Annotated in this window: 30 protein-coding genes; 16 read left to right on the top strand and 14 right to left on the bottom strand. The window is 63.4% G+C overall.

The features are described from left to right. Positions 1-196 precede the first annotated feature (196 nt). Together dprA and tsaC are read left to right on the top strand one after the other, a co-directional pair. Complete coding sequence (dprA, locus tag ACKLLE_RS16045) at positions 197-1,294, top strand: DNA-processing protein DprA (RefSeq protein WP_420058502.1); 1,098 nt, start codon at positions 197-199, stop codon at positions 1,292-1,294. A 37-nt stretch (positions 1,295-1,331) separates the two neighbouring features. After that, positions 1,332-1,889 carry an L-threonylcarbamoyladenylate synthase type 1 TsaC gene (tsaC, locus tag ACKLLE_RS16050; protein WP_064302142.1) on the top strand — a complete coding sequence of 186 codons (558 nt, stop codon included), beginning with the start codon at positions 1,332-1,334 and terminating at the stop codon, positions 1,887-1,889. A gap of 119 nt (positions 1,890-2,008) precedes the next feature. On the opposite strand, the gene ACKLLE_RS16055 is transcribed toward tsaC, so the two are convergent. Next, the gene (locus ACKLLE_RS16055; protein WP_420058503.1) at positions 2,009-2,986 is read right to left on the bottom strand and encodes an NADPH:quinone reductase; all 978 of its coding nucleotides are present in this window, start codon (positions 2,984-2,986) and stop codon (positions 2,009-2,011) included. Positions 2,987-3,140: 154 nt separating this feature from the next. Between ACKLLE_RS16055 and hemF the strand changes: the two genes are divergently transcribed. Next, positions 3,141-4,067 (top strand): oxygen-dependent coproporphyrinogen oxidase, encoded by a 927-nt coding sequence (hemF, locus tag ACKLLE_RS16060; protein ID WP_064302140.1) that lies wholly within the window; start codon positions 3,141-3,143, stop codon positions 4,065-4,067. Between the two features lie 56 nt (positions 4,068-4,123). Continuing rightward, entirely contained in the window at positions 4,124-4,948 is an 825-nt protein-coding gene (gene aroE, locus ACKLLE_RS16065; RefSeq protein WP_420058504.1) for a shikimate dehydrogenase, read from the top strand. Between the two features lie 91 nt (positions 4,949-5,039). Here the strand turns inward: aroE and ACKLLE_RS16070 are convergent, their stop codons facing one another. The 3 genes from ACKLLE_RS16070 to betC all read right to left on the bottom strand — a co-directional run bounded on the left by ACKLLE_RS16070 (position 5,040) and on the right by betC (position 9,134). Next, positions 5,040-6,611, bottom strand: coding sequence for a SulP family inorganic anion transporter (locus ACKLLE_RS16070; RefSeq protein ID WP_420058505.1), 1,572 nt, complete (start codon positions 6,609-6,611; stop codon positions 5,040-5,042). A gap of 70 nt (positions 6,612-6,681) precedes the next feature. Beyond that, complete coding sequence (gene choX / locus ACKLLE_RS16075) at positions 6,682-7,605, bottom strand: choline ABC transporter substrate-binding protein (RefSeq protein ID WP_037060931.1); 924 nt, start codon at positions 7,603-7,605, stop codon at positions 6,682-6,684. 17 nt (positions 7,606-7,622) lie between these two features. Continuing rightward, positions 7,623-9,134, bottom strand: coding sequence for a choline-sulfatase (gene betC / locus ACKLLE_RS16080; protein WP_420058506.1), 1,512 nt, complete (start codon positions 9,132-9,134; stop codon positions 7,623-7,625). Between the two features lie 113 nt (positions 9,135-9,247). Between betC and ACKLLE_RS16085 the strand changes: the two genes are divergently transcribed. Both ACKLLE_RS16085 and ACKLLE_RS16090 read left to right on the top strand, forming a co-directional pair. Beyond that, on the top strand, positions 9,248-10,162 hold the full coding sequence (locus tag ACKLLE_RS16085) for a choline sulfate utilization transcriptional regulator (protein ID WP_420058507.1): 915 nt from the start codon (positions 9,248-9,250) through the stop codon (positions 10,160-10,162). 37 nt (positions 10,163-10,199) lie between these two features. Continuing rightward, positions 10,200-10,529 (top strand): DOPA 4,5-dioxygenase family protein, encoded by a 330-nt coding sequence (locus ACKLLE_RS16090; protein ID WP_009401812.1) that lies wholly within the window; start codon positions 10,200-10,202, stop codon positions 10,527-10,529. 118 nt (positions 10,530-10,647) lie between these two features. Here the strand turns inward: ACKLLE_RS16090 and trpA are convergent, their stop codons facing one another. After that, entirely contained in the window at positions 10,648-11,460 is an 813-nt protein-coding gene (gene trpA, locus ACKLLE_RS16095; protein WP_420058508.1) for a tryptophan synthase subunit alpha, read from the bottom strand. After that, positions 11,457-12,674: a tryptophan synthase subunit beta gene (gene trpB / locus ACKLLE_RS16100; protein WP_009401807.1), complete on the bottom strand. Its 1,218-nt coding sequence runs from the start codon at positions 12,672-12,674 to the stop codon at positions 11,457-11,459. The genes trpA and trpB overlap by 4 nt, the downstream gene beginning before the upstream one ends. A 110-nt stretch (positions 12,675-12,784) precedes the next feature. Here trpB and ACKLLE_RS16105 point away from each other — a divergent pair, with 110 nt between their 5' ends. Beyond that, a complete protein-coding gene (locus ACKLLE_RS16105) occupies positions 12,785-13,705 on the top strand; it encodes a LysR family transcriptional regulator (protein ID WP_420058510.1) in 921 nt (306 codons plus the stop codon). On the opposite strand, the gene ACKLLE_RS16110 is transcribed toward ACKLLE_RS16105, so the two are convergent. Then, positions 13,678-14,004 (bottom strand): ElaB/YgaM/YqjD family protein, encoded by a 327-nt coding sequence (locus ACKLLE_RS16110; RefSeq protein WP_009401802.1) that lies wholly within the window; start codon positions 14,002-14,004, stop codon positions 13,678-13,680. The two genes, ACKLLE_RS16105 and ACKLLE_RS16110, sit on opposite strands and share 28 nt — an antisense overlap. A 153-nt stretch (positions 14,005-14,157) precedes the next feature. On the opposite strand from ACKLLE_RS16110, the gene ACKLLE_RS16115 reads away from it, so the two are divergent. Beyond that, positions 14,158-14,373 carry a dodecin gene (locus ACKLLE_RS16115; RefSeq protein ID WP_009401800.1) on the top strand — a complete coding sequence of 72 codons (216 nt, stop codon included), beginning with the start codon at positions 14,158-14,160 and terminating at the stop codon, positions 14,371-14,373. A gap of 78 nt (positions 14,374-14,451) precedes the next feature. Further along, positions 14,452-14,673: a DUF1161 domain-containing protein gene (locus tag ACKLLE_RS16120; protein ID WP_420058511.1), complete on the top strand. Its 222-nt coding sequence runs from the start codon at positions 14,452-14,454 to the stop codon at positions 14,671-14,673. 102 nt (positions 14,674-14,775) lie between these two features. On the opposite strand, the gene ACKLLE_RS16125 is transcribed toward ACKLLE_RS16120, so the two are convergent. After that, positions 14,776-15,780 (bottom strand): LLM class flavin-dependent oxidoreductase, encoded by a 1,005-nt coding sequence (locus tag ACKLLE_RS16125; protein ID WP_064302131.1) that lies wholly within the window; start codon positions 15,778-15,780, stop codon positions 14,776-14,778. 171 nt (positions 15,781-15,951) lie between these two features. On the opposite strand from ACKLLE_RS16125, the gene ACKLLE_RS16130 reads away from it, so the two are divergent. Beyond that, complete coding sequence (locus ACKLLE_RS16130) at positions 15,952-16,377, top strand: OsmC family protein (RefSeq protein ID WP_420058512.1); 426 nt, start codon at positions 15,952-15,954, stop codon at positions 16,375-16,377. 72 nt (positions 16,378-16,449) lie between these two features. Continuing rightward, entirely contained in the window at positions 16,450-16,683 is a 234-nt protein-coding gene (locus ACKLLE_RS16135) for a DUF1161 domain-containing protein (RefSeq protein WP_420058513.1), read from the top strand. Position 16,684: 1 nt separating this feature from the next. Here ACKLLE_RS16135 and ACKLLE_RS16140 read toward each other — a convergent pair whose 3' ends face one another. Both ACKLLE_RS16140 and ACKLLE_RS16145 read right to left on the bottom strand, forming a co-directional pair. Next, entirely contained in the window at positions 16,685-17,095 is a 411-nt protein-coding gene (locus ACKLLE_RS16140; protein ID WP_279899661.1) for a PA0061/PA0062 family lipoprotein, read from the bottom strand. A gap of 45 nt (positions 17,096-17,140) precedes the next feature. Next, entirely contained in the window at positions 17,141-17,554 is a 414-nt protein-coding gene (locus tag ACKLLE_RS16145; RefSeq protein ID WP_420058514.1) for a PA0061/PA0062 family lipoprotein, read from the bottom strand. A gap of 83 nt (positions 17,555-17,637) precedes the next feature. Between ACKLLE_RS16145 and ACKLLE_RS16150 the strand changes: the two genes are divergently transcribed. Further along, positions 17,638-18,726: an aminopeptidase gene (locus ACKLLE_RS16150; RefSeq protein WP_420058541.1), complete on the top strand. Its 1,089-nt coding sequence runs from the start codon at positions 17,638-17,640 to the stop codon at positions 18,724-18,726. A gap of 45 nt (positions 18,727-18,771) precedes the next feature. Here ACKLLE_RS16150 and ACKLLE_RS16155 read toward each other — a convergent pair whose 3' ends face one another. Then, positions 18,772-19,422: an HAD family hydrolase gene (locus tag ACKLLE_RS16155; RefSeq protein ID WP_009401787.1), complete on the bottom strand. Its 651-nt coding sequence runs from the start codon at positions 19,420-19,422 to the stop codon at positions 18,772-18,774. A 26-nt stretch (positions 19,423-19,448) separates the two neighbouring features. Further along, on the bottom strand, positions 19,449-19,997 hold the full coding sequence (locus ACKLLE_RS16160) for a gamma carbonic anhydrase family protein (protein ID WP_420058515.1): 549 nt from the start codon (positions 19,995-19,997) through the stop codon (positions 19,449-19,451). Between the two features lie 91 nt (positions 19,998-20,088). Between ACKLLE_RS16160 and prlC the strand changes: the two genes are divergently transcribed. Both prlC and ACKLLE_RS16170 read left to right on the top strand, forming a co-directional pair. Continuing rightward, positions 20,089-22,140: an oligopeptidase A gene (prlC, locus tag ACKLLE_RS16165; protein ID WP_064302127.1), complete on the top strand. Its 2,052-nt coding sequence runs from the start codon at positions 20,089-20,091 to the stop codon at positions 22,138-22,140. Beyond that, on the top strand, positions 22,137-22,403 hold the full coding sequence (locus ACKLLE_RS16170; RefSeq protein ID WP_009401780.1) for a YheV family putative zinc ribbon protein: 267 nt from the start codon (positions 22,137-22,139) through the stop codon (positions 22,401-22,403). The genes prlC and ACKLLE_RS16170 overlap by 4 nt, the downstream gene beginning before the upstream one ends. Before the next feature lie 93 nt (positions 22,404-22,496). Here the strand turns inward: ACKLLE_RS16170 and ACKLLE_RS16175 are convergent, their stop codons facing one another. Both ACKLLE_RS16175 and ACKLLE_RS16180 read right to left on the bottom strand, forming a co-directional pair. After that, positions 22,497-23,054 carry an ImmA/IrrE family metallo-endopeptidase gene (locus tag ACKLLE_RS16175; RefSeq protein WP_420058516.1) on the bottom strand — a complete coding sequence of 186 codons (558 nt, stop codon included), beginning with the start codon at positions 23,052-23,054 and terminating at the stop codon, positions 22,497-22,499. Next, positions 23,051-23,665 (bottom strand): hypothetical protein, encoded by a 615-nt coding sequence (locus tag ACKLLE_RS16180; protein WP_420058517.1) that lies wholly within the window; start codon positions 23,663-23,665, stop codon positions 23,051-23,053. The genes ACKLLE_RS16175 and ACKLLE_RS16180 overlap by 4 nt, the downstream gene beginning before the upstream one ends. A gap of 270 nt (positions 23,666-23,935) precedes the next feature. On the opposite strand from ACKLLE_RS16180, the gene ACKLLE_RS16185 reads away from it, so the two are divergent. Both ACKLLE_RS16185 and ACKLLE_RS16190 read left to right on the top strand, forming a co-directional pair. Further along, complete coding sequence (locus tag ACKLLE_RS16185) at positions 23,936-24,988, top strand: PA0069 family radical SAM protein (protein ID WP_420058518.1); 1,053 nt, start codon at positions 23,936-23,938, stop codon at positions 24,986-24,988. 246 nt (positions 24,989-25,234) lie between these two features. Continuing rightward, positions 25,235-25,957 carry a carbonic anhydrase gene (locus ACKLLE_RS16190; protein ID WP_009401776.1) on the top strand — a complete coding sequence of 241 codons (723 nt, stop codon included), beginning with the start codon at positions 25,235-25,237 and terminating at the stop codon, positions 25,955-25,957. Positions 25,958-25,984 lie beyond the last annotated feature (27 nt).

Consider the following 25,984-nt stretch of genomic DNA (forward strand, 5'->3'; position numbering starts at 1 on the left):
GGCGTATGAGCTGCACTGTGCGGTGGGTGACAAACATGAACGCACATAATAAAGGGATTCAGCGCGTTCGGCACCTGTGAAAAGGTCGGCTAGGGTTGAATTGCCGGCTTTCGATGAAAGTTTTCAAAGCATTATCAACAGAGTTATCCACAGGTTGTGAAGTGTGGGCGGCTCACCAAAGATCAAGGATGGTCTTATGTCTTGCGCTGAATTTACCGTCTGTCCCCCTGCCGAGCTGGAAGCGCGATTGCGTTTACAGCGGCTGCCCGAGATCGGCGCACAACGCTTCTGCAAATTGATTCAGGTGTTCGGCAGTGCTTCGGCCGCGCTCAGTGCGCCGGCAGCGGCCTGGTCGGCGCTGGGTCTGCCGCGGGCAGCCCACGAAGCGCGGCGCTGTGCCGAAGTGCGTGACGGCGCTGGCGCTGCAATGCGCTGGCTAGAGCAGCCCGGCCAGCATTTACTGATGTGGGACGACCCCGGCTACCCCGCCCTGCTTGCGGAAATCCCGGATCCGCCGCCGCTTCTGTTCGTCGCTGGAAACCTCGCCCTTGTGGATAAACCTCAACTGGCAGTCATCGGCAGTCGACGCGCTACTCCACCTGCGCTGGGCACTGCAGCGGCCTTTTCCCGCAGCCTGGCCAAGGCTGGTTTTGTCATCACCAGCGGGCTCGCACTGGGTATCGACGGGGCCGCGCACCAGGCCGCCATCGACGCCGGCGGTGCGACGATCGGCGTGCTAGGCAGCGGGCTGGAAAAACTTTATCCACAGCGCCATCGCGCGTTGGCACGGCGCATGCTGGAGAGCGGTAGCGCCCTGGTTTCGGAGTTTCCACTGGATGCCGGTCCGCAGCCTGGCAACTTCCCTCGGCGCAACCGCATCATCAGTGGCTTGTCCCTCGGCGTGCTGGTGGTGGAAGCGAGCCTGGCCAGTGGCTCGCTGATCACCGCCCGTCTGGCGGCGGAACAGGGGCGCGAGGTATTTGCCATTCCCGGCTCTATCCATCACCCCGGGGCCAAGGGCTGCCATCAGCTGATTCGCGATGGCGCGTTGCTGGTGGAAAGCATCGAGCAGATCCTCGAAAGCCTGCGTGGCTGGCAGAATCTTTCGCCAGCGCCCGCGGACAAGCCGCCTCACCCTCTTGTCGCACTCTTGCTTGCCGCGCCGCAGACCAGCGAAGCCCTGGCCCAGGCCAGTGGCCAGAGCCTGGCCAAGGTGCTGGCGGCATTGACCGACCTGGAGCTGGACGGCCGGGTGTGCAATGAAGCCGGGCGTTGGTTTGCCCGCCCTGGCTAAGTACACTGCGCAGCAGCCTACAAGCGGAGTGACAGAAATGGTGAACAGTTGGCGTGCGCAACAAGCCGCGCGGGAAATCCGGGCCGGAGCGGTCATCGCCTATCCGACCGAAGCGGTCTGGGGCCTGGGCTGTGACCCATGGAACGAGGAGGCGGTGGATCGCCTGCTGGCGCTGAAATCGCGTTCGGTGAACAAGGGCCTGATCCTGATCGCCGACAACATCCGTCAGTTCGACTTCCTGTTCGAAGACTTCCCCGATGTTTGGATCGACCGCATGAGCGCTACCTGGCCCGGGCCGAACACCTGGCTGGTGCCGCACCAGGGCTTGCTGCCGGAATGGATCACCGGGGTGCATGACACGGTGGCGCTGCGGGTCAGTGATCATCCGCTGGTGCGGGACCTGTGCTCGCTGACAGGGCCGCTGGTCTCGACATCGGCCAACCCGGCAGGACGCCCGGCGGCAAAGAGCCGGTTGCGGGTCGAGCAGTATTTCCATGGCCAGCTGGACCTGGTGCTGGGTGGAGCGCTGGGCGGCAGGAAGAATCCGAGCGTGATTCGCGACCTGGCCAGTGGCGAGGTGGTTCGGGCCGGGTGATTTTTGCTGCGGCTGATGCCCCTATCGCTGCGGTGCGGCGGTCCGACAAGCCAGCTCCCACAGGCCCCTTGTGGGAGCTGGCTTGCCAGCGATGAGGCCATCAGCTGCACCACAAAAAATCAGGGAATCAGCACGGTCGACCCCACCGTCTTCCTCGCCGACAGCTCACTTTGCGCTTTCGCCGCGTCCGCCAGCGGATACCGCTGCTGGATATCCACCTTCAGCTTGCCACTGGCAATCATCCCGAACAGCTCGTTGGCCATCGCCTGGGTGTTCTCGGCGTTGTTGGCGTAGCTGGCCAGCGTCGGACGGGTCACGTACAGCGAGCCCTTTTGCGCCAGTATCCCCAGGTTCACGCCGGTTACGGCGCCCGAGGCGTTGCCGAAGCTGACCATCAACCCACGCGGTGCCAGGCAATCCAGCGAGGTCAGCCAGGTGTCCTGGCCGACGCCGTCGTACACCACCTTGCATTTCTTGCCATCCGTCAGTTCCAGGACCCGCTTCGCTACGTCGTCATGGCTGTAGTCGATGGTCGCCCAGGCACCCAGGGCCTTGGCGCGCTCGGCCTTTTCCGCCGAGCTCACGGTACCGATCAGCTTCGCGCCAATCGCCTTGGCCCACTGGCAGGCCAGTGAACCGACGCCGCCGGCTGCGGCATGGAACAGGATGATCTCGCCCGGCTGCACGTCATAGGTCTGGCGCAGCAGGTACTGCACGGTCAGGCCCTTGAGCAACACCGCTGCGGCGTCCTCGAAGCTGATGCTCTGCGGCAACGCCACCAGGTTGTTCGCCGGCAGCTCATGCAGTTCGCTATAGGCGCCCAGCGGACCACCGGCATAAGCCACGCGATCACCCACCTTGAAGCGGCTCACGCCCTCGCCCACCGCCTCGACCACCCCGGCACCTTCGGTACCCAGGCCCGACGGCAGGCTCGGCGGAGCGTACAGGCCGCTGCGGAAATAGGTATCGATGAAATTCAGACCGATGGCGTGGTTACGCACGAGGACATTGCCCGCTGCGGGCGCCTTGGGCTCGAATTCGACCAGGGTCAGTACCTCGGGGCCGCCATGCTGGTTGAACTGGATACGCTTGGCCATCTGCTCTCTCCTGAGACGTCGGGAAAGGGCCTATCGGACGCCTTTTGCTTGACCGCCGTCAACTACGGCGGGCACATGCACGGTGGTATGCTACGCGGCGAATTTTCCGCCGGATCCCGCCCGGGCCGGCCCAAGCCCGCTTCAAGGTGACCTGATGACTAGCCGCACCGAGGCCGTGAAAGCCTACCTGCTCGACCTGCAAGACCGGATTTGCGCTGCCCTGGAAAACGAAGACGGCGGTGCCCGCTTCGTCGAGGACGCCTGGACCCGCGAAGCCGGTGGCGGCGGGCGCACCCGGGTGATCGGCGATGGCAAGGTCATCGAGAAAGGCGGCGTCAACTTCTCCCATGTGTTCGGCAGCGGCCTGCCACCTTCTGCCAGCGCCCACCGTCCGGAACTGGCCGGCCGTGGCTTCGAAGCCCTCGGCGTGTCGCTGGTGATCCATCCGCACAACCCGCATGTGCCGACTTCCCACGCCAACGTGCGCTTCTTCATAGCCGAGAAGGAAGGCGAAGAAGCCGTCTGGTGGTTCGGCGGCGGCTTCGACCTGACCCCGTACTACGGCAACGAGGAAGACTGCGTGCACTGGCACCGCGTCGCCGAGCAGGCCTGCGCGCCGTTCGGTGCAGACGTCTACCCGCGCTACAAGGCCTGGTGCGACCGCTATTTCCACCTCAAGCACCGTGGCGAGCCGCGCGGCATCGGCGGCCTGTTCTTCGACGACCTGAACGAATGGGACTTCGACACCTGCTTCGCCTTCATCCGCGCCATCGGCGACGCCTATATCGACGCCTACCTGCCGATCGTCCAGCGCCGCAAGCACGATGCGTATACCGCCGAGCAGCGCGAATTCCAGGAGTACCGTCGCGGCCGATACGTCGAGTTCAACCTGGTCTACGACCGCGGCACCCTGTTCGGCCTGCAGTCCGGCGGGCGTACCGAATCCATCCTCATGTCGCTGCCGCCGCAGGTGCGCTGGGGCTACGACTGGAAGCCGGCGCCGGGCAGTGCCGAGGCGCGCCTGACCGAGTATTTCCTCACCGATCGTGACTGGCTGGGTCTGGACAACAGCGGGCACTGAGCCCATTGTGCACACCCGTTTGCCCGGTCGCCGGGCCTGATTCAGGAAGCGCATGAATGGACCAGTACGTTGTATTCGGCAATCCCATCGGCCACAGCAAGTCGCCGCTGATTCATCGGTTGTTCGCCGCCCAGACCGGTGAAGAACTCGAATACGACACCCTGCTGGCCCCGCTCGACGACTTTACCGCCTGCGCCCTGGGTTTCTTCAAGCAAGGCCTGGGCGCCAACGTCACCGTGCCGTTCAAGGAAGAAGCCTTCCGCATGGTCGACAGCCTGACGCCACGGGCCAGGCGCGCTGGCGCGGTCAATACCCTCAGCCGCCAGGCCGACGGCAGCCTGCAGGGCGACAATACCGACGGCGCCGGGCTGGTGCGTGACCTGACGGTCAACGCCGGGGTCGAACTGGCCGGCAAGCGCATCCTCCTGCTCGGTGCCGGCGGTGCTGTGCGTGGCGTGCTCGAACCCCTGCTGGCGCACAATCCGGCGTCGCTGGTGATCGCCAACCGCACGGTGGAAAAGGCCGAGCAACTGGCCCGCGAATTCGCCGACCTCGGTCCGGTCGCCGCCAGTGGTTTCAGCTGGCTGAAGGAGCCGGTGGACCTGATCATCAACGCCACCTCGGCCAGCCTCGCCGGCGAACTGCCGCCGATCGACCCGGGCCTGATCCTGCCAGGGCACACCGTGTGCTACGACATGATGTACGGCAAGGAGCCGACGCCATTCTGCGTCTGGGCGCGCGAACACGGCGCGGTGCAGGTGCTGGATGGCTTGGGGATGCTGGCGGAGCAGGCGGCGGAAGCATTCTTCATCTGGCGCGGGGTGCGCCCGGATACCGCGCCGGTGCTGGCGGAACTGCGGCGGCAACTGGCGCGGGCTTGACCAGACCTGCCTCGGCCCTTGCAGGAGCGTGGCTTGTCGGTCCGCCGAACCGCCGCGAAGGGCCGCTAAACCCCAATTTTCCAGCGAAGCGTTACTCCTCGAACCTGATCGGACACCCCTCCACCCCTTCCAGCTTCTGTAGTTCCTCCACCACCTGCGGCCGTGCCCGGCGCAAGACCAGTTGCCTGCCCTGTCGTCGCAAGCGCCGCGCTTCCTGATGCAGCATCTCCACTCCGGAGTAGTCGATGAAGTTGATCTGCCGTGCATCGATGACCACGTCTGACGCCTGGCAGCGCTGCAGGCGGACCTGAAGGTAATGGCTGGCGCCGAAGAAGATCGAGCCGCCGACGCGCAGCACGTCTGCGTCGCCTTCACGCAGCTGCTGCACCCGCGGTTGCGAGGTGCGCTTGAGGTAGAAGAACAGCGAGGCCAGCACGCCGGCGTAGATGGCCGTTTGCAGTTCCAGCAGCAGGGTGGCAAGGAAGGTGAGCGTCATGACCACGAATTCCGGCCGGCTGACCCGGTACAGCGCGCGAATCGCACGGTGATCGACCAGGCCCCAGCAGATCAGCAGGATGCTGCCGGCCATGGCCGGGATCGGGATATGCGCGATCAGTTGCGCACCGGCCACGGCGAACAGTGCCACCCAAAGTGCCGAGAACACCCCTGCCAGCGGAGACCGGGCGCCAGCGTCATAGCTCAGGCCGGAGCGGGTGAACGATCCCGAGGACAAGTACCCCGAGAACCAGGCGCCAACCATGTTCGACAGGCCTTGGGCACGAATCTCCTGGTTGGCGTCGATCAGTTGCTCTGAACGGATCGACAGCGAACGGGCGATGGACAGGCTGGTAACCAGCCCCAGCATGCCCACCGCCACGGCGCCGGGCAGCAGGCGCAGGATCATTTCCAGATCCCACAGCGGCAGTGGGCTGAGCGGCGGCAGCTTGCCGGCGAAAGCCGGTACCAGGGCGACGTGGCCGAACACCGCCGGCCAGGCCAGTACCAGTAGCGTGGACGCCAGCAAACTTATCAACAGGGCTGGCCAGCGCGGGCGCAGAAGCTTGATGCCCAATCCGGTGAGCATCGTGCCAAGTCCCAATGCCAGTGACGGGCCATCGATCTCGCCCACATGGGCCAGCAAGCTTTGCAGCGCGCGCAGCGCCGTGGCCTGGCTTTCCAGGTCGAGGCCCAGCAGGCTCGGCAGCTGGCCGAGGGCGATCACCACGGCGGCGCCACAGGTAAAGCCGATCACCACTGAATGCGAGACGAAGTTGACCAATGCACCGAAGCGCAGCAGGCCCAGCAACCACTGGAACACGCCGCCAAGGAAAGTCAGGAGCAGGATCAGGGTGATGTAGTCGCTGCTGCCGGGCACGGCCATCGGGCTAACGGCAGCGTAGAGGACGATGGAGATGGCTGCCGTCGGGCCGCAGATCAGGTGCCAGGAAGAGCCCCACAGGCAGGCGACCAGCACCGGTACGATGGCGGCGTACAGTCCGTATTCGGCGGGCAGGCCGGCGATCAACGCATAGGCGATGGATTGCGGCAGTGCCAGGATCGCGCCGCTCAGGCCCACCAGCAGGTCGCGGCGGATGCTGCTGCGGTTTTGCCGGGGCAGCCAGCGCAGGAAGGGTAGGAGTCGGTGGCGGTCGGGCCAGGCCATGGGGCGCTCATTCTCCGATGGAAGCCGTTCAGGGTGGAGGTTCCGGCTTGCCGGTGCAAGCCGGGGCGACTTAGAGTTTCGCTTTCACCGCAGCCAGGGCGTCACCGCCGTCGCGGGTCGTGACGCCTTGCAACCAGCCATCCAGCGCGCCCGGATTGGCGCGGATCCAGGCCTTGGCCGCGTCCTCGTAGCTGACCTTGCTTTCCACCACGCTGGCCATGATGGTGTTTTCCATGTCCAGGCTGAAGTTCAGGTTGGCCAGCAGTTTCGCCGGGTTCGGGCAGGCTTGTGCATAACCCTTGCGGGTCAGGGTGTAGACGCTGCCGCTGCTGCCGAACCACTTCTCACCCCCGGTGAGATAACGCATCTTCAATTGCACGTTCATCGGGTGCGGGGTCCAGCCGAGGAAGACAATCGGCTTCTCGCGCTTAACGGCCCGCTGTACCTGCGCCAGCATCGCCTGCTCGCTGGATTCCACCAGCTTCCAGCCGCCGAGATTGAACTCGTTCTTGTCGATGATCGATTGCAACGAGAGGTTGGCCGGGGCGCCGGAGCCGATGCCGTAGAGTTTGCTGTCGAACTCGCCGGCGCGCTTGTGCAGATCGGCAAAGTCCTTCACGCCGGACGTCCAGACGTACTCCGGCACGGCCAGGGTGAACTCGGTACCTTCGAGGTTGCGCGCCAGTCGCTCGACCTCGCCGCTGGCGACGAACTTGTCATGAAAGCCCTGCTGCGCCGGCATCCAGTTGCCGAGGAAGGCATCCACCAGCCCGTCCTTGAGCCCGCCATAGATGATCGGCACCGCCAGTGCATCGACCTTGACCTGGTAGCCCGCGCCTTCCAGCAGCACCCGGGCCACGGCGTTGGTGGCAGCGATATCGCTCCAGCCCGGGTCGGCCATCTTCACTGTGTCGCACTTGCTGTCGTCGGCCTGCACGGCACCGGCAACGAGGGTACATACAACCGCGATAACGCTTGTGGATAACCCTTTCATGCTCAGTCCTCGGATGGTTAATGGCCTGGTTGTGGATAACGTGCCTTGCGTTCGAGATCGTCGAGATCGATGTGGTTGCGCATGTACTGCTGGCTGGCGTCGACCATGGGCTGGTGGTCCCAGCTCTTGAGCCTGCCGCTGGACAGCGCACCCGCCACGAAGCGGCGACGACGCTGGCTGGCCAGGACCTGCTCGCGCAGTTGCGGGATATTCCAGCGCTGGCGCGCTTCCTTGAGGAAGGCAACGACCCGCTCGGCCTGCTGCGGATGGGTGGCCAGGTTGTCGAGTTCGCGCGGGTCCCGGTCGAGGTTGTAGAGCAGGCAGGGATCGTCTTCGCTGTAGATGAATTTCCACGGCCCGCGGCGGATCATCATCAGCGGACCGATGGTGCCCTCGGCCATGTATTCACCGATTACCTCGTCATGACCGCCGTCACCTTGCAAATGGCCGAGCAGCGAACGCCCATCCATTGGCAAATTGTCTTCGACCCGGCCGCCGGCCAGCTCGACCAACGTCGGCAGCAGGTCACAGGTAGACACCGAGGCACCGACCCGGCCCGGCGCAAATTGCCCCGGGGCGTGCACCAGCAGCGGCACCCGGGCAGACATCTCGAACCAGTGCATCTTGTACCAGAGCCCGCGCTCGCCAAGCATGTCGCCGTGGTCGCCGGAGAAAACGATCAGGGTGTCCTTGGCCAGGCCGGTTTCCTCGAGGGTCGCCAGCAGCTTGCCGATATTGGCGTCGATATAGCTGCAGGCGCCGAAATAGGCGCGTCGGGCGTCGCGGATCTTCTCCACCGGCAGCGGCTTGTCCCACAGGTCGTAGACCTTGAGCAGGCGCCGGGAATGCGGGTCGAGCTGGTCCTGGGTGAACGGCACGTGGGGCATCGGGATGGCGTCGTCGCTGTAGAGGTCCCAGAACGCCTTGGGAATGGTGTACGGGTCGTGGGGATGGGTCATGGACACCGTCAGGCAGAACGGCCGTTCGCCGCTTTCACGCACGTGGTCGTAGAGGTATTGCTGCGCCTTGAACACTACCTCCTCGTCGAAGTCCAGCTGGTTGGTGCGCACGCAAGGCCCGGCCTGCAGCACCGAGGACATGTTGTGGTACCAGCTTGGGCGATGCTCCGGAGCGTCCCAGTTCACGCTCCAGCCGTAGTCCGCCGGGTAGATATCGCTGGTCAGGCGCTCCTCGTAGCCGTGCAACTGGTCCGGGCCGCAGAAGTGCATCTTGCCCGACAGCGCGGTGCGGTAGCCGAGGCGGCGCAGGTAGTGAGCGTAGGTGGGAATGTCGGCAGGGAAATCGGCCGCGTTGTCGTAGGCGCCGATCTTGCTCGGCAACTGGCCGCTGACCAGGGTGAAACGCGACGGCGCACATAGCGGGCTGTTGCAGTAGGCCGAATCGAATACCACCGCTTCGGCGGCCAGGCGCTCCAGGTTGGGCATCTTGATCGGCGATGGCCCGTAGATTGGCAGCAGCGGCGCTGCCATCTGGTCGGCCATGATGAAAAGAATGTTCCGGGCGTTCATAGGTCACGGCATTCCATGGTCAGGAGTTATGGGAAGCAGCTGGAATCCAGAGTGCGGCTGTGCATAACTTGGGTAAAGCCCATGCCGGGCAATGACTGGGATTAGCTGAGCTTATGTTTGAGGCCTTGGACGGGTTATCTCTCGACGTATTGCGGGTATTCGAGGCGGCCGCCCGCCTGCACAGCTTCACAGCAGCGGCGGTGGAACTGGGTACCACCCAGCCGGCGGTGAGCCAGCAGATCAAGCGCCTTGAAGCGCGGCTGGGCGCGCGCCTGTTCGACCGGATCTACCGCGGCATAGAACTGACCGAAGCCGGTGTACTGCTGTACGAGCACGTACACATGGGTATGCTCGATATCGATGCTGGCGTGGCCCTGGTTGCCGGTCGTGACCAGCACGAAGTGCTGCGGGTGGCCACGGATTTTGCCTTCGCCGCCTACTGGCTGATGCCCCGCCTACAGCGTTTCCACGCCGCCTGGCCGCAGGTCGATGTAAGCCTGGTCACCAGCGAGCGAAGCCAGGCCATGTTGCGGCCGGATATCGATGTGGCGGTGCTGTTCGGCGACGGTCGTTTTCGCCAGGGCGAGAGTACATGGCTGTTCGACGAAGAGGTTTTTCCGGTTTGCAGCCCGCGTTTGCTGGATGGAATGCAGCTTCCGCTGGCGCCACAGGCCTTGTCGAAGCTGCCCTTGCTGCACCTGCGCGGTGAGTCGGCGAGCCGCTGGTTCGACTGGAATGGCGTGTTCCGCGAGCTGGAGTTGCCCGGTCCGCCCAGCCCCGGCCCCTTGCGCTTCGACAATTACACCTTGCTGATCCAGGCCGCGATCGCCGGCCAGGGCGTAGCGATCGGCTGGCGTTATCTCGTCGATGCCCTGCTCGACCAAGGCTTGCTGTGCAGACCTCTGGCTACGTCTATTCGTTCTGAAAATGGATACTACGTAGTACGTCCTTTCCGTAAAAGGCGTAGTACGCTGGTCGAGCGATTCGTCGATTGGCTGGGTGAAGAACAATCCCGGCAACCGGTATAGTCCCGGTCCGGTCGGTTTGCGTGATTCAGGAGTGAGAGTGGAAAGGATCAAGGGCTATCACGCCCATGTTTATTACGACGCCAGCACCTTCGAGCAGGCGCGGGCGCTGTGCGAGGAAACGGCGCAGCTGTTTCCGGTGACCATGGGCCGCATGCACCGGCAGCCGGTAGGGCCGCATCCGGACTGGAGCTGCCAGTTGGCGTTCGCGCCGGAGTTGATCGGGGTGGTGTTGCCGTGGCTGGCGCTGTATCGGAAGGGTTTGGTGGTGTTCTTGCATCCGCTGACCGGGGATGAGCTGGCGGACCACCGGGACCATGCGATCTGGATGGGGGATGTCAGGCCGCTGGACCTGTCGATCTTCGAGTGATCTTCACTCTTCGGGCCTGTGAATAACCCTGTGGGAGCTGGCTTGCCAGCGATTGCTGTAGTGAATTCACCATCGCAATCGCTGGCAAGCCAGCTCCCACAGGTTCAGCGGATGGGCCTTAGGATTTGCGCGCAGCGCGCACGCCTTCGGCCAATGCCGAACACAGCGACAGCACGTTATCCACAGCCTGCTCCGGGCTGGTTGCCGTGGCGATCTTGTCCACTAGCGCCGAACCCACCACCACGCCATCCGCCAGCCGCGCAATGGCCGCAGCCTGCTCCGGCGTACGAATCCCGAAACCAACGCTGATCGGCAGATCGGTATGCCGACGCAGCCGTGCCACTGCCTCGGTCACGTGCTCGGTGGTCGCCGAACCGGCACCGGTCACACCGGCGACCGACACGTAGTAGACGAACCCGGAGCTGCGCTCCAGCACCCGCGGCAGACGTGCGTCGTCCGTGGTCGGGGTGGTCAGGCGAATGAAGTCGATACCCGCGGCCTGGGCCGGGGTGGCCAGCTCGGCGTCGTGCTCCGGTGGCAGATCGACAATGATCAGGCCATCGACACCGGCCTCATTGGCCTGGGCGACGAACTCGGCCACGCCAAAGCGGTGGATCGGGTTGTAGTAACCCATCAGGACGATCGGCGTGGTCTGGTCATCGGCGCGGAATTCCCGAACCATCTGCAGCGTTTTCGCCAGGGTCTGGCCCGCTTCCAGTGCGCGCAGGGTCGCCAGCTGGATAGCCACGCCATCGGCCATCGGGTCGGTGAACGGCATGCCCAGTTCGATCACGTCGGCGCCCGCCGCCGGCAGGCCCTTGAGGATCTTCAGCGACGCGTCGTAGCCCGGGTCGCCGGCAGTGATGAAGGTCACCAAGGCTGCACGGCCTTCCTGCTTCAACTCGGAAAAACGTTGTTCGAGACGGCTCATGCCTGCTTCTCCTGCGCGGCCATATGGCTCATTACGGTTTGCATGTCTTTGTCGCCACGGCCGGACAGGCAGATCACCATCAGGTGGTCCTTGGGCAATGTCGGTGCGCGCTTGATGGCTTCGGCCAGGGCGTGGGAGCTTTCCAGCGCCGGGATGATGCCTTCCAGGCGGCAGCAGGCGTGGAACGCATCCAGGGCTTCGTCATCGGTGATGCTGACGTACTCGACGCGCTTGATCTCGTGCAACCAGGCGTGTTCCGGGCCGATGCCGGGATAGTCGAGGCCGGCGGAAATCGAGTGGGCGTCGGTGATCTGGCCGTCGCCATCCTGCAGCAGGTAGGTGCGGTTGCCGTGCAGTACGCCCGGTACGCCACCGTTGAGGCTGGCGGCGTGCTTGTCGGTGTCGACGCCATGGCCGCCGGCTTCGACGCCGATGATCTGCACGCTGGCGTCATCGAGGAAGTCGTGGAACAGGCCCATGGCGTTGGAGCCGCCGCCAACGCAGGCGATCAGGCTGTCCGGCAGGCGACCTTCCTTCTCTTGCAACTGGGCGCGGGTTTCCTTGCCGATGATCGACTGGAAATCGCGGACCATCGCCGGGTACGGGTGCGGGCCGGCCACGGTGCCGATCAGGTAGAAGGTGTCTTCGACGTTGGTCACCCAGTCGCGCAGGGCTTCGTTCATCGCGTCCTTCAGGGTGCCGGTGCCGGCAGTGACCGGAACGATCTCGGCGCCCAGCAGCTTCATGCGGAACACGTTGGCCTGCTGGCGCTCGATGTCGGTGGCGCCCATGTAGATCACGCAAGGCAGGCCGAAGCGTGCGGCGACGGTGGCGGTGGCCACGCCGTGCATGCCGGCGCCGGTTTCGGCGATCAAGCGTTTCTTGCCCATGCGCTTGGCCAGCAGGACCTGGCCGATGCAGTTGTTCACCTTGTGCGCGCCGGTGTGGTTCAGCTCTTCACGCTTGAAGAAGATCTTCGCCCCGCCGAGGTGCTCGGTCAGGCGTTCGGCGAAGTACAGCGGGTTGGGGCGGCCAATGTAGTCGCGCTGGAAATAGGCCAGTTGCTCGAGGAACTCCGGGTCGGCCTTGGCCGCTTCGTATTCACGGGCCAGGTCGAGGACCAGCGGCATCAGGGTCTCGGCTACGTAGCGGCCGCCGAAGGCGCCGAACAGGCCATTGGCGTCGGGGCCGCTGCGAAGGTTGCTCTGGGTCATGGGTCGCTCCGTAGGGAAGGATTTGGCTGACAATGGTCCTACTCTAACCACGACAGGCGCCACTGAAAACCGATAAGATCGCCGCAACCTGTCAGGAAAACTCACACGTCATGTCCCGGGAACTGCCACCGCTCAATGCCCTTAGGGCTTTTGAATTCACCGCTCGCCTGGGAAGTGTCAGCCAGGCGGCGGAACAGCTTCATGTGACCCACGGCGCTGTCAGTCGCCAATTGAAGGTGCTGGAAAGCCATTTGGGTGTGAGCCTGTTCGTCAAGGATGGGCGAGGCATCAAACTCACAGATGCCGGCTTGCGCCTGCGCGAGGTCAGCGGCGAGGCATTCGAGCGCCTGCGGGCAGTGTGCGCCGAGCTGAGCCAGGCCAGCGCCGAAGCGCCGTTCGTCCTCGGCTGCTCGGGCAGCCTGCTGGCGCGCTGGTTCATTCCTCGTCTCGGTCGTCTAAAGGCGGACCTGCCGGACCTGCGGTTGCACCTGTCGGCTGGCGAGGGTGATCTCGACCCGCGTCGTCCGGGGCTGGACGCGCTTCTGGTGTTTGCCGAACCACCATGGCCTGCGGACGTGCAGGTCCACGAGCTGGCGCGGGAGGCCGTGGGGCCGGTGCTCAGCCCGCGTTTCCCGGGCTTCGAGCGCTTGCGCGAGGCACCGGCCAGCGCCCTGCTGGAGCAGGCCTTGCTGCATACCACCTCGCGCCCCCAGGCCTGGCCCGACTGGGCTCGCCAGCAACACCTGGACCCCGGCGCATTGCGCTACGGTCAAGGCTTCGAGCATCTGTACTACTTGCTGGAGGCCGCGATGGCCGGGCTGGGTGTTGCCATCGCACCGCAACCCCTGGTGGCCGACGATCTGCGCGCCGGTCGCCTGGCCGCGCCCTGGGGCTTCAGCCAGACGCAGGCGTCATTGGTACTGTGGGTGCCTCGACGCGCCGCGGACGGGCGCGCCGAGCAACTGGCGGGGTGGTTGCGCGCGGAGCTGGCGCAACAGGACGATCAGTCGCCGCGCTTGCACATCAGGTAAGCGGCCAGCAGGCCCAGGGCACCGATTGCCACGCCGGCGGTGGTCCAGGGGTGTTGCTGGGCATAGTCGCGGGTCGCCAGACCGGTTTCCCGGGTCTTGGTCTTCACCTCTTCATAAGCGTCGCCCAGCAGGCTGCGGGAATGACGCAGGGCGTTTTCGGCGTTGCTGCGCAAGGCCTTGAGGGTTTTGCGCGACTCGTCCGAAGCGTCGTCCTTCAGGCTTTCCAGAGATTTGAGCAGGCTTTCGATTTCCGCTTCCATGCTTTGCAGCGAGGCTTTGCGTAGCGAGCTATTGGCCATGGTGACTCTCCTTCAGGGTTGAGTGAGGTGTGTAGGTTCCGACTGCGACAGGTCTGGAAAGTGCGATCGAACGTTTCGCTTCGCTCGCCGCTCAGAGGTAAAACGGCCCGGCGCTGCTAGGCTCTATCCGCACCCACCCAAGGAGAACAGCGAATGTCCGATCATCACACGTACAAGAAGATCGAGCTTGTCGGCTCGTCCCCCACCAGCATCGAGGACGCCATCAACAATGCCCTGGCCGAAGCCGGCAAGAGCATCAAGCACCTGGAATGGTTCGAGGTGGTGGATACCCGCGGGCATATCCAGAACAACAAGGCGGCGCATTTCCAGGTCACCCTGAAGGTCGGGTTCCGCATCGCCAACAGTTGAAACGAAGCGCAGGTTTGATAGGCAGGGCTCCGGGGGGACCGGGGCCTTTGTCGTTTTGATCCACAAGGAGAGCGATCAATGAAGAAGGTGTTGCTGGCAGTTGCATTGATGGGCCTGGCCGGTACGGCGCTGGCGGCGGGCAAGCCGTGCGAGGAGCTGAAGAGCGAGATCGCGGCGAAGCTGGATGCCAAGGGGGTTCAGCATTATTCGCTGGAGATCGTGGAGAAGGGCGCCGGGGGCAGCCACGTGGTTGGGTCCTGTGAAGGCGGGACCAAGGAAATCGTCTACAAGCGCGGGTAAGGACAACACGGACCCTGTGGGAGCGGGTTCACCCGCGATTGCAGTAGTGAATTCACCATCGCATCGCGGGTGAACCCGCTCCCACAGGGTACGCGCCCGGCATTAGTTGCCGAACACAGTCTGTGCCATCAACTCGTACGACCGCACCCGATCCGCATGCTCGTACAGGTCCGAGGTGAAGATCAGCTCATCCGCCCCGGTCTGTTCCAGTAGCACTTCCAGCTTGCCCTTCACCTTCTGCGGGCTGCCGATCATCGCCAGGCCGAGGAAGTCCCCTACCGCATCCCGCTCATGCGGCAGCCACAGGCCGTTCATGCTGGGCACCGGCGGTTTCTGCATCAGGCTTTGGCCGCGCATCAGGGCGAGGATGCGCTGGTACACCGAGGTCGCCAGGTAGTCGGCCTGCTCGTCGGTATCGGCCACCACCATCGGCACACCCAGCATCACGTACGGCGCGTCGAGCACCGCCGACGGCTTGAAGTGGTTGCGATACACACGGATCGCCTCGTGCATGTAGCGCGGCGCGAAGTGCGAGGCGAAGGCATAGGGCAGGCCCAGTTGACCCGCCAGTTGCGCGCTGAACAGGCTGGACCCGAGCAGCCAGATTGGGACATTGGTGTCGTGCCCGGGTACGGCGATCACTTTTTGATCAGGCGTGCGCGGGCCGAGATAGCGCATCAGCTCCATGACATCGTCCGGGAAGTCGTCGGCGCTGCCGGAACGCTCGCGGCGCAGGGCCCGGGCGGTCATCTGGTCGGATCCGGGGGCACGGCCGAGGCCGAGTTCGATCCGGCCCGGATACAGGCTGGCCAGGGTGCCGAACTGCTCGGCGATCACCAGCGGTGCATGGTTGGGCAGCATCACACCGCCAGAGCCGAGGCGGATGGTCGAAGTGCCGCCCGCCAGGTACGCCAGCAACACCGAGGTCGCCGAGCTGGCGATGCCGTCCATGTTGTGGTGCTCGGCTACCCAGAAACGGTGATAGCCGAAGCGTTCGACGTTTCGGGCCAGGTCCAGGGAGTTGCGCAGGGCCTGCGCCGGGCCGCCGTCCTGGCGCACCGGCACCAGGTCGAGGGTGGAAATCTTGATATCCGTGAGTCGCTTCATGGGTTCTCCAGGGCAAACGCAAGCCGCCTGGACTGGCAGCCTTTGTTGCTTCTGTGGGGGCACTTGGCGGGGAATCAATCCCCCGGGGGGCGAACGGGCTGAACTTGGCCGCCGCCCCGGCCTCTGAATTCAGGAACGGCGCCGCTCGCGCCGATAACCCGAGGAGGCATCATGAAGAAGACTGCATCGGCTCACTGGCAAGGTGGCTTGAAGGACGGCAAAGGCACCATCTCCACCGAAAGCGGCGCACTCAAGCAGATCCCCTATGGTTTCAACACGCGGTTCGAAGGCACGCCGGGGAGCAATCCCGAAGAGCTGATCGGCGCCGCCCATGCCGGCTGCTTCTCCATGGCCCTGTCGATGATTCTCGGCGAGGCGGGCCTGAGGGCGGACAGCATCGATACCACCGCCGAAGTGACCCTGGACAAGCAGCCCGACGGTTTCGCCATCACTGCCGTGCACCTGATCCTCAAGGCCAGGGTGCCGGGTGCCAGCGACGAACAGTTCCAGGAGCTGGCGAACAAGGCCAAGGCCGGGTGCCCGGTGTCCAAGGTGCTCAACGCGAAAATCAGCCTGGATGCGACGTTGCAATCCTGATAGCAGAACCGTGGCATGCTGCGTCGGTCCAACGGGAGTTGGCTGACGTACTTTGCCACGAGGAAACTGTTCATGATCCGTATTGCAATCACTGTACTGGCGTCGTTGCTGGCCGCCAACGCTTCCGCCGCGGTCAAGCCGTGCGAGGAACTGAAGGCGGAAATCGAAGCCAAGATCCAGGCCCGCGGGGTGACGTCCTATACGCTGGAAATCGTGCCGAACAGCGAAGTCCACGACCAGAACATGGTCGTGGGCAGCTGTGAAAATGGCACCAAGAAGATCATCTACCAGCGCAACGGCAATTGATTCACGGCACGCAGTTGATCATTCGCTCTTCGGCCAGCACCTGGCGCTCGGCGTTGTACAGCCGGGCGTTGGGCTGCATGGCCACGGCGCGCGCCTCCAGGCGATAGCGCTGGCCGGCCTGGAAGCCGTCGTATTCGACGGTCAGGTAGCAGGTGCGCTCGGTCGGATCGATGTTGAAACCACCGGCATAGATCTCGTAGTCAAAACGCACCACCAACTCGTGCTTGCCCGGCGTCACCTGGAAGAAGCGACCGTCGGTGAGGCGCTTGCCGTCCAGGCGCTCGGCCATGACCAATTTACCGGGAGTGATGGTGTAGAAATCGACCCAGGCCTGGTTCTGGTCCACCGGTGGCATGGGCGTGGCGCAGGCGCCGAGGGTGCTGAAGGCGAGCAACATCGCTGGCTGTCGCATGATGGTCTCCGCAGGCGAGCGATATAAAGCACAAGCATAGCGCTATCAGGTTCGCTGACAACCTGCCGGCAGCCCGCGCCCTACCACCTTGCTCTGCTCGTCATACAGCTTGGCCCAAGGCCGGAAGCCGATGCTGCCGGTCTCCAGGCGGTAGCGCTGGCCGGCGCTGAAATCGGCGAATTTCAGGTTGAGCTGGCAGTCGCGCCACAGCGGCTCGCTGACGGGGCCGATATTGCTCGGATCTACCGGGAACAGGTAACGCACGGTCAACTGGTGGTTTCCGGGAGTGACCTGGAAGTAGCGCTTGTCGGCCCAGGCACGCTCGTCCACTTCGACGGCGTGCAGGGTCTGGTCCTGGGCGGGCGCCAGGTCGACCCAGGCCTGGGACGGGTCCGGGGCGGGCAGGCCGGCACAGCCGGCGAGCGCCAGCAGGGCGCTGGCAGCGAGCATGGTTCGCATGGCAAAACTCCGGGCGGGCAGGATAGTCTTGAAGCGATACGGACTTGAGCGAGACCACCCCACGCATGATTCGAATTCTTCTTCTGCTGCGCTCAAGCTCCGGGGCACTCGACCACGTTTTGCGGGTGTTTGTTCCCCTGCTGGTGGCTGGCCTGCTGAACGGTTGCAGCAGCCTTGGCTATTACGGCCAGCTGGCCAGCGGGCAATGGCAACTGTTGCGGGCACGGGAACCGGTGACCGAGGTGATTGCCAACCCTGCGACCGATCCCGGGTTGCGTCAGCACCTGCAGCGCTCGCAGCAGGCGCGGGCATTTGCCAGCGAGGTGTTGAAGCTCCCCGACAACCGCAGCTACCGGGTATATGCTGATATCGGCCGGCCCTACGTCGTGTGGAACGTGTTCGCCACACCCGAGTTCTCCCTCGACCCCAAGACCCATTGCTTCCCTATCGCCGGCTGCGTGGCCTACCGCGGCTACTACAGCCAGTCCGGGGCACGCGGGGCGGCAGCGCTGCAGAAGCTCGACGGGCAGGATGTGTATATCGGCGGGGTCGAGGCCTATTCGACCCTGGGCTGGTTCGATGACCCGATCCTCAATTCCATGGTCAACTGGGGCGACGAACGGCTGGCAACGGTGATTTTCCACGAGCTGGCGCACCAGCGCGTCTATGTGAAGGACGACACGGCATTCAACGAGTCCTTCGCCACGTTCGTGGAGCAGGAAGGCACCCGGCAATGGCGCGTGGCGCGCGGCTTGCCGGTGCAGCCGGCGGATGCAGGCAAGCAGCGCGACCAGTTCGTCGCGCTGGTGCTGGCGTGTCGGGAGCGGCTCAAGGCGTTGTACGCGCAGCCACTGGATGCGACAGCGATGCGGGCGGCCAAGCAGGCGGAGTTCGAACGCCTGCGCACGGAGTATCGGCAGTTGCGGGATAGTGAATGGGGCGGGGTCGGGCGCTTCGATGCGTGGATCAACGGGCCGATGAACAATGCCAAGCTGCTGCCGTTCGGGCTGTATGACCAGTGGGTACCGGCGTTTGCCGGGTTGTTTGCCGAATCGGGTGGGGATTGGCAGCGGTTTTATCGACGGGTCGAGGAAGTGGGTTCGCTGCCGGTCCAGGAGCGGCAGCGGCTGTTGAATCGCATCGCTGGCAAGCCAGCTCCCACAGGGATCTGAGTCGCCGCGGACACTGTGGGCGCTGGCTTGCCAGCGATGAGGCCCTCAAGACCGCAGGAATGCCTGATGCATCTCTGCCAGGGTCTCGAAGTGCCAGGCCGGCTGCTCCGCCACCAACTCCTCCCGGCTACCAAACCCATACCCCACCGCAATCGCATCCAGCCCGTTGCTGCGCGCACCGATCAGGTCATGCTTGCGGTCGCCGATCATCAGGGTCTGCGCCGGGTCCAGCCCCTCTTCGGCCAGCAGGTGGCCGATCAGGTCGACCTTGTTGGTCCGCGTGCCATCCAGCTCGCTGCCGTAGATCACCTTGAAATGCCGGGCGAAGTCGAAGTGCCGGGCGATTTCCCGGGCGAACACCCAGGGTTTGGAGGTGGCGATATACAGCGTCCGGCCCTGTCCTTGAAGCTCCGCCAGCAGCTCGCCAACCCCGTCGAACACGCGGTTCTCGTACAGCCCGGTGACCTTGAAACGCTCACGGTAGAAATTCACTGCCTCCCAGGCCTTCGCCTCGTCGAAGCGGTAGAACTGCATGAACGCCTGCAACAGCGGCGGGCCGATGAAGTGCTCCAGGCGGGTCAGGTCGGGCTCGTCGATGCCAAGCTTGGCCAGGGCGTACTGGATGGAGCGGGTGATGCCTTCGCGCGGGTCGGTCAGGGTGCCGTCGAGGTCGAAGAGGATGTTCTGCTGGTGCATGTCGGTCTCGCTGGAAATGGGGGACGTCACTCGGGCTGGTCGTAGCCCTCGGCCAGGTGCTGGTCCTTGAGGCGCACATAGTTGGCGGCGCTGTAGGGGAAGAACGCGAGCTCCTTGTCGGTCAGCGGCCGTGCCTGCTTCACCGGGCTGCCGACGTAGAGAAAACCGCTTTCCAGGCGCTTGCCCGGCGGCACCAGGCTGCCGGCGCCGATGATCACTTCGTCCTCGACGACCGCACCGTCCATGATCGTGCTGCCCATGCCCACCAGGATGCGGCTGCCGAGGCTACAGCCATGGAGCATGACCTTGTGGCCGATGGTCACGTCGTCGCCGATCAGCAGCGGGAAGCCGTCGGGGTTGAAGGGGCCGGCGTGGGTGATGTGCAGCACGCTGGCGTCCTGCACGCTGGTACGGGCGCCGATGCGGATGCGGTGCATGTCGCCACGGATCACCGTCAGCGGCCAGACCGAGCTGTCGTCGCCGATCTCGACATCGCCGATGACCACCGCGCTGCGGTCGACGAAGGCACGTTCACCAAGGCGCGGCGTGTGCTGCTGGTAAGTGCGGATGGCCATGAATAGGAAACCTCTCTAAGGCTAATTAGCTGCGGGCGACGGCGATTGTAATTAAGATGGCCCGGTGTTTCTTCTGCCAAGGTGTCTAACCGTGAGTGCGAACAACCCGCTTCTGCAGTCCTATGACCTGCCGCCCTTCTCGGCGATCCGCGCCGAGCACGTGCTGCCGGCGATTGAACAGATCCTGGCCGACAACCGCAATGCCATTGCCGAAATTCTCAAGACCCAGGGCCGCAACCCGAGCTGGGCCGGGCTGGTACTGGCCATGGACGAGCTCAATGACCGCCTCGGCGCGGCCTGGAGCCCTGTCAGCCACCTCAACGCCGTGTGCAACAGCGCCGAATTGCGCGAAGCCTACGAGGCCTGCCTGCCGGCCCTGAGCGCCTACTCCACGGAGCTGGGCCAGAACCGCGAACTGTTCCAGGCCTACGAGGCGCTGGCCGCCAGCCCCGAGGCCGCCAACTTCGATGTGGCGCAAAAGACCATCATCGAGCACGCCCTGCGCGACTTCCGCCTGTCGGGTATCGACCTGCCGCCGGAGCAGCAAAAGCGCTATGCCGAAGTGCAGAGCAAACTGTCCGAGCTGGGCAGTCGCTTCTCCAACCAGCTGCTCGACGCGACTCAGGCCTGGACCAAGCACGTCACCGACGAATCCGCTCTCGCCGGCCTGACCGATTCGGCCAAGGCGCAGATGGCCGCTGCCGCCCAGGCCAAGGGCCTCGACGGTTGGCTGATCAGCCTGGAGTTCCCCAGCTACTACGCGGTGATGACCTATGCCGAGGACCGCGCCTTGCGCGAAGAGGTCTACGCCGCCTACTGCACCCGCGCCTCCGACCAGGGCCCGAATGCCGGCCAGTTCGACAACGGCCCGGTGATGCGCGAGATCCTCGACCTGCGCCAGGAACTGGCCGAACTGCTTGGCTTCGCCAACTTCGCCGAACTGAGCCTGGCGACCAAGATGGCCGAATCCAGTGACCAGGTGCTGGGCTTCCTGCGCAACCTGGCACAGCGCAGCAAACCCTACGCCGCCCAGGACCTGGCCCAGCTCAAGGCCTACGCCGCCGAGCAAGGCTGCGCCGACCTGCAAAGCTGGGACAGCGGTTTCTATGGGGAAAAGCTGCGCGAACAGCGCTACAGCGTTTCCCAGGAAGCCCTGCGTGCCTATTTCCCGATCGACAAGGTGCTGTCGGGCCTGTTCGCCATCGTCCAGCGCCTGTACGGCATCGAGATCGCCGAGCAGAAGGGCTTCGACACCTGGCACCCGGACGTGCGTCTGTTCGAGATCAAGGAAAACGGCCAGCATGTCGGCCGCTTCTTCTTCGACCTTTACGCCCGCGCCAACAAGCGTGGCGGCGCCTGGATGGACGGCGCCCGCGACCGTCGTCGCACTGCCGATGGCGCGCTGCAAAGCCCGGTGGCCAACCTGGTGTGCAACTTCACCCCGGCCGCGCCCGGCAAGCCGGCGCTGCTGACCCACGATGAAGTGACCACCCTGTTCCACGAATTCGGTCATGGCCTGCACCACCTGCTGACCCGCATCGAGCATGCCGGCGTCTCCGGCATCAACGGCGTGGCCTGGGATGCGGTGGAACTGCCGAGCCAGTTCATGGAGAACTGGTGCTGGGAGCCGGAAGGCCTGGCGCTGATCTCCGGCCATTACGAAAGCGGCGAACCGCTGCCGCAGGACCTGCTGGAGAAAATGCTCGCAGCGAAGAACTTCCAGTCCGGCCTGATGATGGTCCGCCAGCTTGAGTTCTCCCTGTTCGACTTCGAACTGCATGCCCGCCACGGCGATGGCCGCAGCGTGCTGGAAGTGCTCGAAGGCGTGCGCGACGAGGTCTCGGTCATGCGTCCGCCGGCGTACAACCGTTTCCCCAACAGTTTCGCGCACATCTTCGCGGGCGGTTATGCCGCCGGTTACTACAGCTACAAATGGGCTGAAGTGCTGTCGGCCGACGCCTTCTCGCGCTTCGAGGAAGAAGGCGTGCTCAACGCCGAGACCGGCCGTGCCTTCCGCGAAGCGATCCTGGCCCGCGGTGGTTCCCGGGAGCCGATGCTGCTGTTCGTCGACTTCCGTGGTCGCGAGCCCTCCATCGACGCCCTGCTGCGCCACAGCGGCCTGAGCGAGGACTTGGCGGCATGACCACGACCAAGAAGCGCTTCATCGCCGGTGCGGTCTGCCCGGCCTGCAGCGAGCCGGACAAACTGATGATGTGGAGCGTGGACGGCACGCCTCATCGCGAGTGCGTGGCCTGCGGCTTCACCGACACCCTCAACGAGCAAGGGCTGTCGGTGCCGAAGGAGCTGGGTACGCGGGTCAACCAGGATGCGCTGAAACCGGCGAAACCTGCGGTGCAGACGGTGCAGTTCTTTCCGAATCCGAAGTTGAAGAAGCCTTCGGAGTAAGGCTTGGCTGGCAACCTTCGATGCTGCGGTGTTGCAGCATCGAGGGAGGCTAAATGCTCGGGAATAGTTTGAGCAGATCTCCTTGCAGAGAGATCATTTGACGATGCCTAGATTTTTTAGCCGGTATTCCATAGCAAGCGCGGATACCGAAAACCGATAAGACATCTTCCGGATAAAGTCTTCAGTCGGCATCCCGGCCGATTGGTTGTTTTGCCTGTACGTGGCAATGATGGCGCGAGCCTCTTCAATGATCAGGTTTTTGGGCATCAGTAACTGCGCCGCAAAACTGTTTGCCTCTGACTCCTTGATATCCCAGTAGGATTCGCTTCGGCTCATGGTTTTCTGGTTGTCTTTAAAACCGGTTTTAACCTTGTCGGTATGAAGGCAGAAATGGCCTATTTCATGCGCGAGGGTAAATCGCCTGCGTGGCAGGTAGCTGTTCTGTATGGGATTGATCGAAACCACCGGCTTGTCATTTTCGAAGCAGATTTGCCCGATCACGTCTTCGTTCTCAAGGCCGATATCATCTTGAATACTGATCTTGAGAAAGCTGGAAATTTTGTCCAGGTCTACTGGCGCAGTGACCTTTTCGCCGACCTTGTTTTCATAGTCAGAAATGAGATCGGCAGCTGACTTGTAAATTTCAGTCATTTAGGTTCTCCTCCGTTGAAGAGTTGTGCTGCGATGTCCTCCAGCGCGGAGCTTTGATCTTGTGCCCTGCTTAGCTGGTTCTTGCTGTCTGCGATACGCTCTTTGATAAGTGCATCGACCTTTTGTTCAAGCAATGTCCGCACATGCTGGGTGACCTCCCTGTTTTCAAGGATGGCGTTGACTAATGTGATACCAAGTCGCTCCTCGGTGGCCAGCCTTTCTTTCAGCTCCTCGATAATCTGCATCTCATGCGCGATTTTCGCTGCTGAGAACTGCTGGGTAATCACATAACCAGCAATTGCCAGTAATACCGTGATCCCCACAAAAATGATTGTGGTAAAGACGATATAGGTGTTGGCAATGGCATAAGCATCTGACGCGCTTCCCACCGAGACGCCTTTGATCCAGCCGAGGATCCATGGGGAGAGTGTCCCTCCGGCGAACCCACAGAGGACGAATGCGAGAATTTTAGTGATTCTCAAGAGGGTCTTTCCCTTGACTGTTTCCATTTCCCTGCCTTGCGAACTGAATGCTGAGTAAAGTAAGGCATTTTGCCATAGGGCCAGCCCTTCGACACCGAGCAAGGCGTCGATCTGTTGGAGAGGTGGCATTGCTCGATGCCTGTATTTTTATACAGTCAAATTCTGCTGGTCACAATCGGCGTACGGCCCCTTTCGTGGAAGAGGGGGGTAGCTCTTAAGGCAGATAAATCATTTATTTTCAACAGGTTGAATGCAGTTCTGTAGCTTTCCCGACCCCGCCCAGAGTTTGTTACACCAATTAACGGGAAGCGCGGAGCGGGAGTCAGCCACGCTGGAAGGGGGTAGCGGCTATCAGGATCATAGAATACTGTATAAAAAAACAGTATCGAGGTTTTCGTCATGGTCACTCCGGTCCGCGGTCGCGGTACGGCCCATAACCCGCACAACCGCTTCGCCCCCAACCGCTCGGTGGTCGAGGACGATGGCTGGTACCAGGAAGTGCCCATGACCCAGGGCACCGAGATCCGCATCGAAACCGCGAAGACCATCATCACCCGCAACACCTCGCCGGACCTGCCCTTCGACCGTTCGATCAACCCCTATCGCGGCTGCGAGCATGGCTGCATCTATTGCTATGCGCGACCGAGCCACGCCTATTGGGACCTTTCCCCCGGCCTGGATTTCGAAACCCGGCTGATCGCCAAGACCAACGCCGCCGCTGTGCTGGAGCAGCAACTGTCGAAACCCGGCTATGCCTGTGCGCCGATCAACCTCGGTTCCAACACCGATCCCTACCAGCCCATCGAGCGCGAGCAGCAACTGACCCGGCGCCTGCTGGAAGTGCTGTTGCGCTACCGGCATCCGGTGACCATCGTCACCAAGGGTTCGTTGATCCTGCGTGACCTCGATCTGCTCGGCGAGCTGGCCAAGCAGCGCCTGGTGTCGGTGATGATCAGCCTGACCACCCTCGATGATGAGCTGAAGCGCACCCTCGAGCCGCGTGCCGCGGCGCCGAAGGCGCGCTTGCGGGCGATCCGGGTGATGCGCGAGGCGGGAATTCCGGTGGGGGTGCTGTGCTCGCCGATGATCCCGGCCATCAACGACAGCGAGCTGGAGCGTCTGCTCGAGGCGGCCAGCGAGGCCGGAGCATTGACCGCAGCCTACATGCTGCTGCGTTTGCCTTTGGAAGTGGCGCCGCTGTTCGAACAGTGGTTGCAGGACCATTATCCGCAGCGTGCGGCCCATGTTCTCAGCCTGGTCCGCCAGAGTCGCGGCGGAGAGCTCTACGACAGCCGTTTCGGCGCGCGGATGCGCGGAGAGGGCGTATTCGCCGACCTGCTGGCGCAACGCTTCGACAAAGCTATCCGGCGCTACGGGCTCAACCGCCGGGGCGGTTATTCGCTGGATTGCTCGGCGTTCTGCCCGCCGGGTGGGCAGTTGTCATTGTTGTAAAAACAATAATGGCCATTGGCGATTAATGTTTTTTTGATACCATGGAAATCCCGGCAAATGCTTCTGGAACGCCCGTTCTAGAGCCTTCGAATTCAGGTTGAGTTAAGTTTCGACACGTAGCGTACGAATTCAGGCAGACAGAAATGTGATTTGTTGACTACATCTGTAATCCAAGTGACGTAAGCCTGTCTGAATCCTAACCCGGTAAAATGGACTTACCTACGAACCTGTCAAAGAGGATGCATCATGTCGAACAAGGAACCCTCTCCGACCGGCCCGGCTACCCCTGAAGCCGAGACTGCCGATGGCGCTCTGAAACATATCGTTGATGGCTTTCTGCGTTTCCATCACGAAGTCTTCCCTGAACAGGAAGAGCTGTTCAAGAAACTGGCCACGGCGCAGAAGCCGCGTGCCATGTTCATTACCTGCGCCGACTCGCGGATCGTTCCCGAACTGATTACCCAGAGTTCTCCCGGCGACCTGTTCGTGACCCGCAACGTGGGCAACGTGGTTCCGCCCTACGGGCAGATGAACGGCGGCGTCTCGACGGCGATCGAGTACGCGGTCATGGCCCTGGGCGTGCACCACATCATCATCTGCGGTCACTCCGATTGCGGTGCGATGCGTGCGGTACTCAACCCGCAGTCGCTGGAGAAGATGCCGACGGTCAAGGCCTGGCTGCGCCACGCCGAAGTGGCCCGCACCGTGGTCGAGGACAACTGCCAGTGCGGCACCGAGCACGAGAGCATGCAGGTCCTGACCCGCGAGAACGTCATCGCCCAGCTTCACCACTTGCGTACCCACCCGTCGGTGGCCTCGCGCCTGGCGGCTGGCCAGTTGTATATCCACGGCTGGATCTACAACATCGAAACCAGCGAAATCTCCGCCTACGACGCCGAAAGCGATGCCTTCCTGCCGCTGACCCGCGGCGCGCCGATTCCAAGCGCTACCCCGAAAGGCCGCTACTGAGCCTTTTTCGCAACACCTGAAAATCGC

The sequence above is a fragment of the Pseudomonas bharatica genome (genome assembly GCF_048586865.1).
GTDB classification, from domain to species: Bacteria; Pseudomonadota; Gammaproteobacteria; order Pseudomonadales; family Pseudomonadaceae; genus Aquipseudomonas; species Aquipseudomonas bharatica.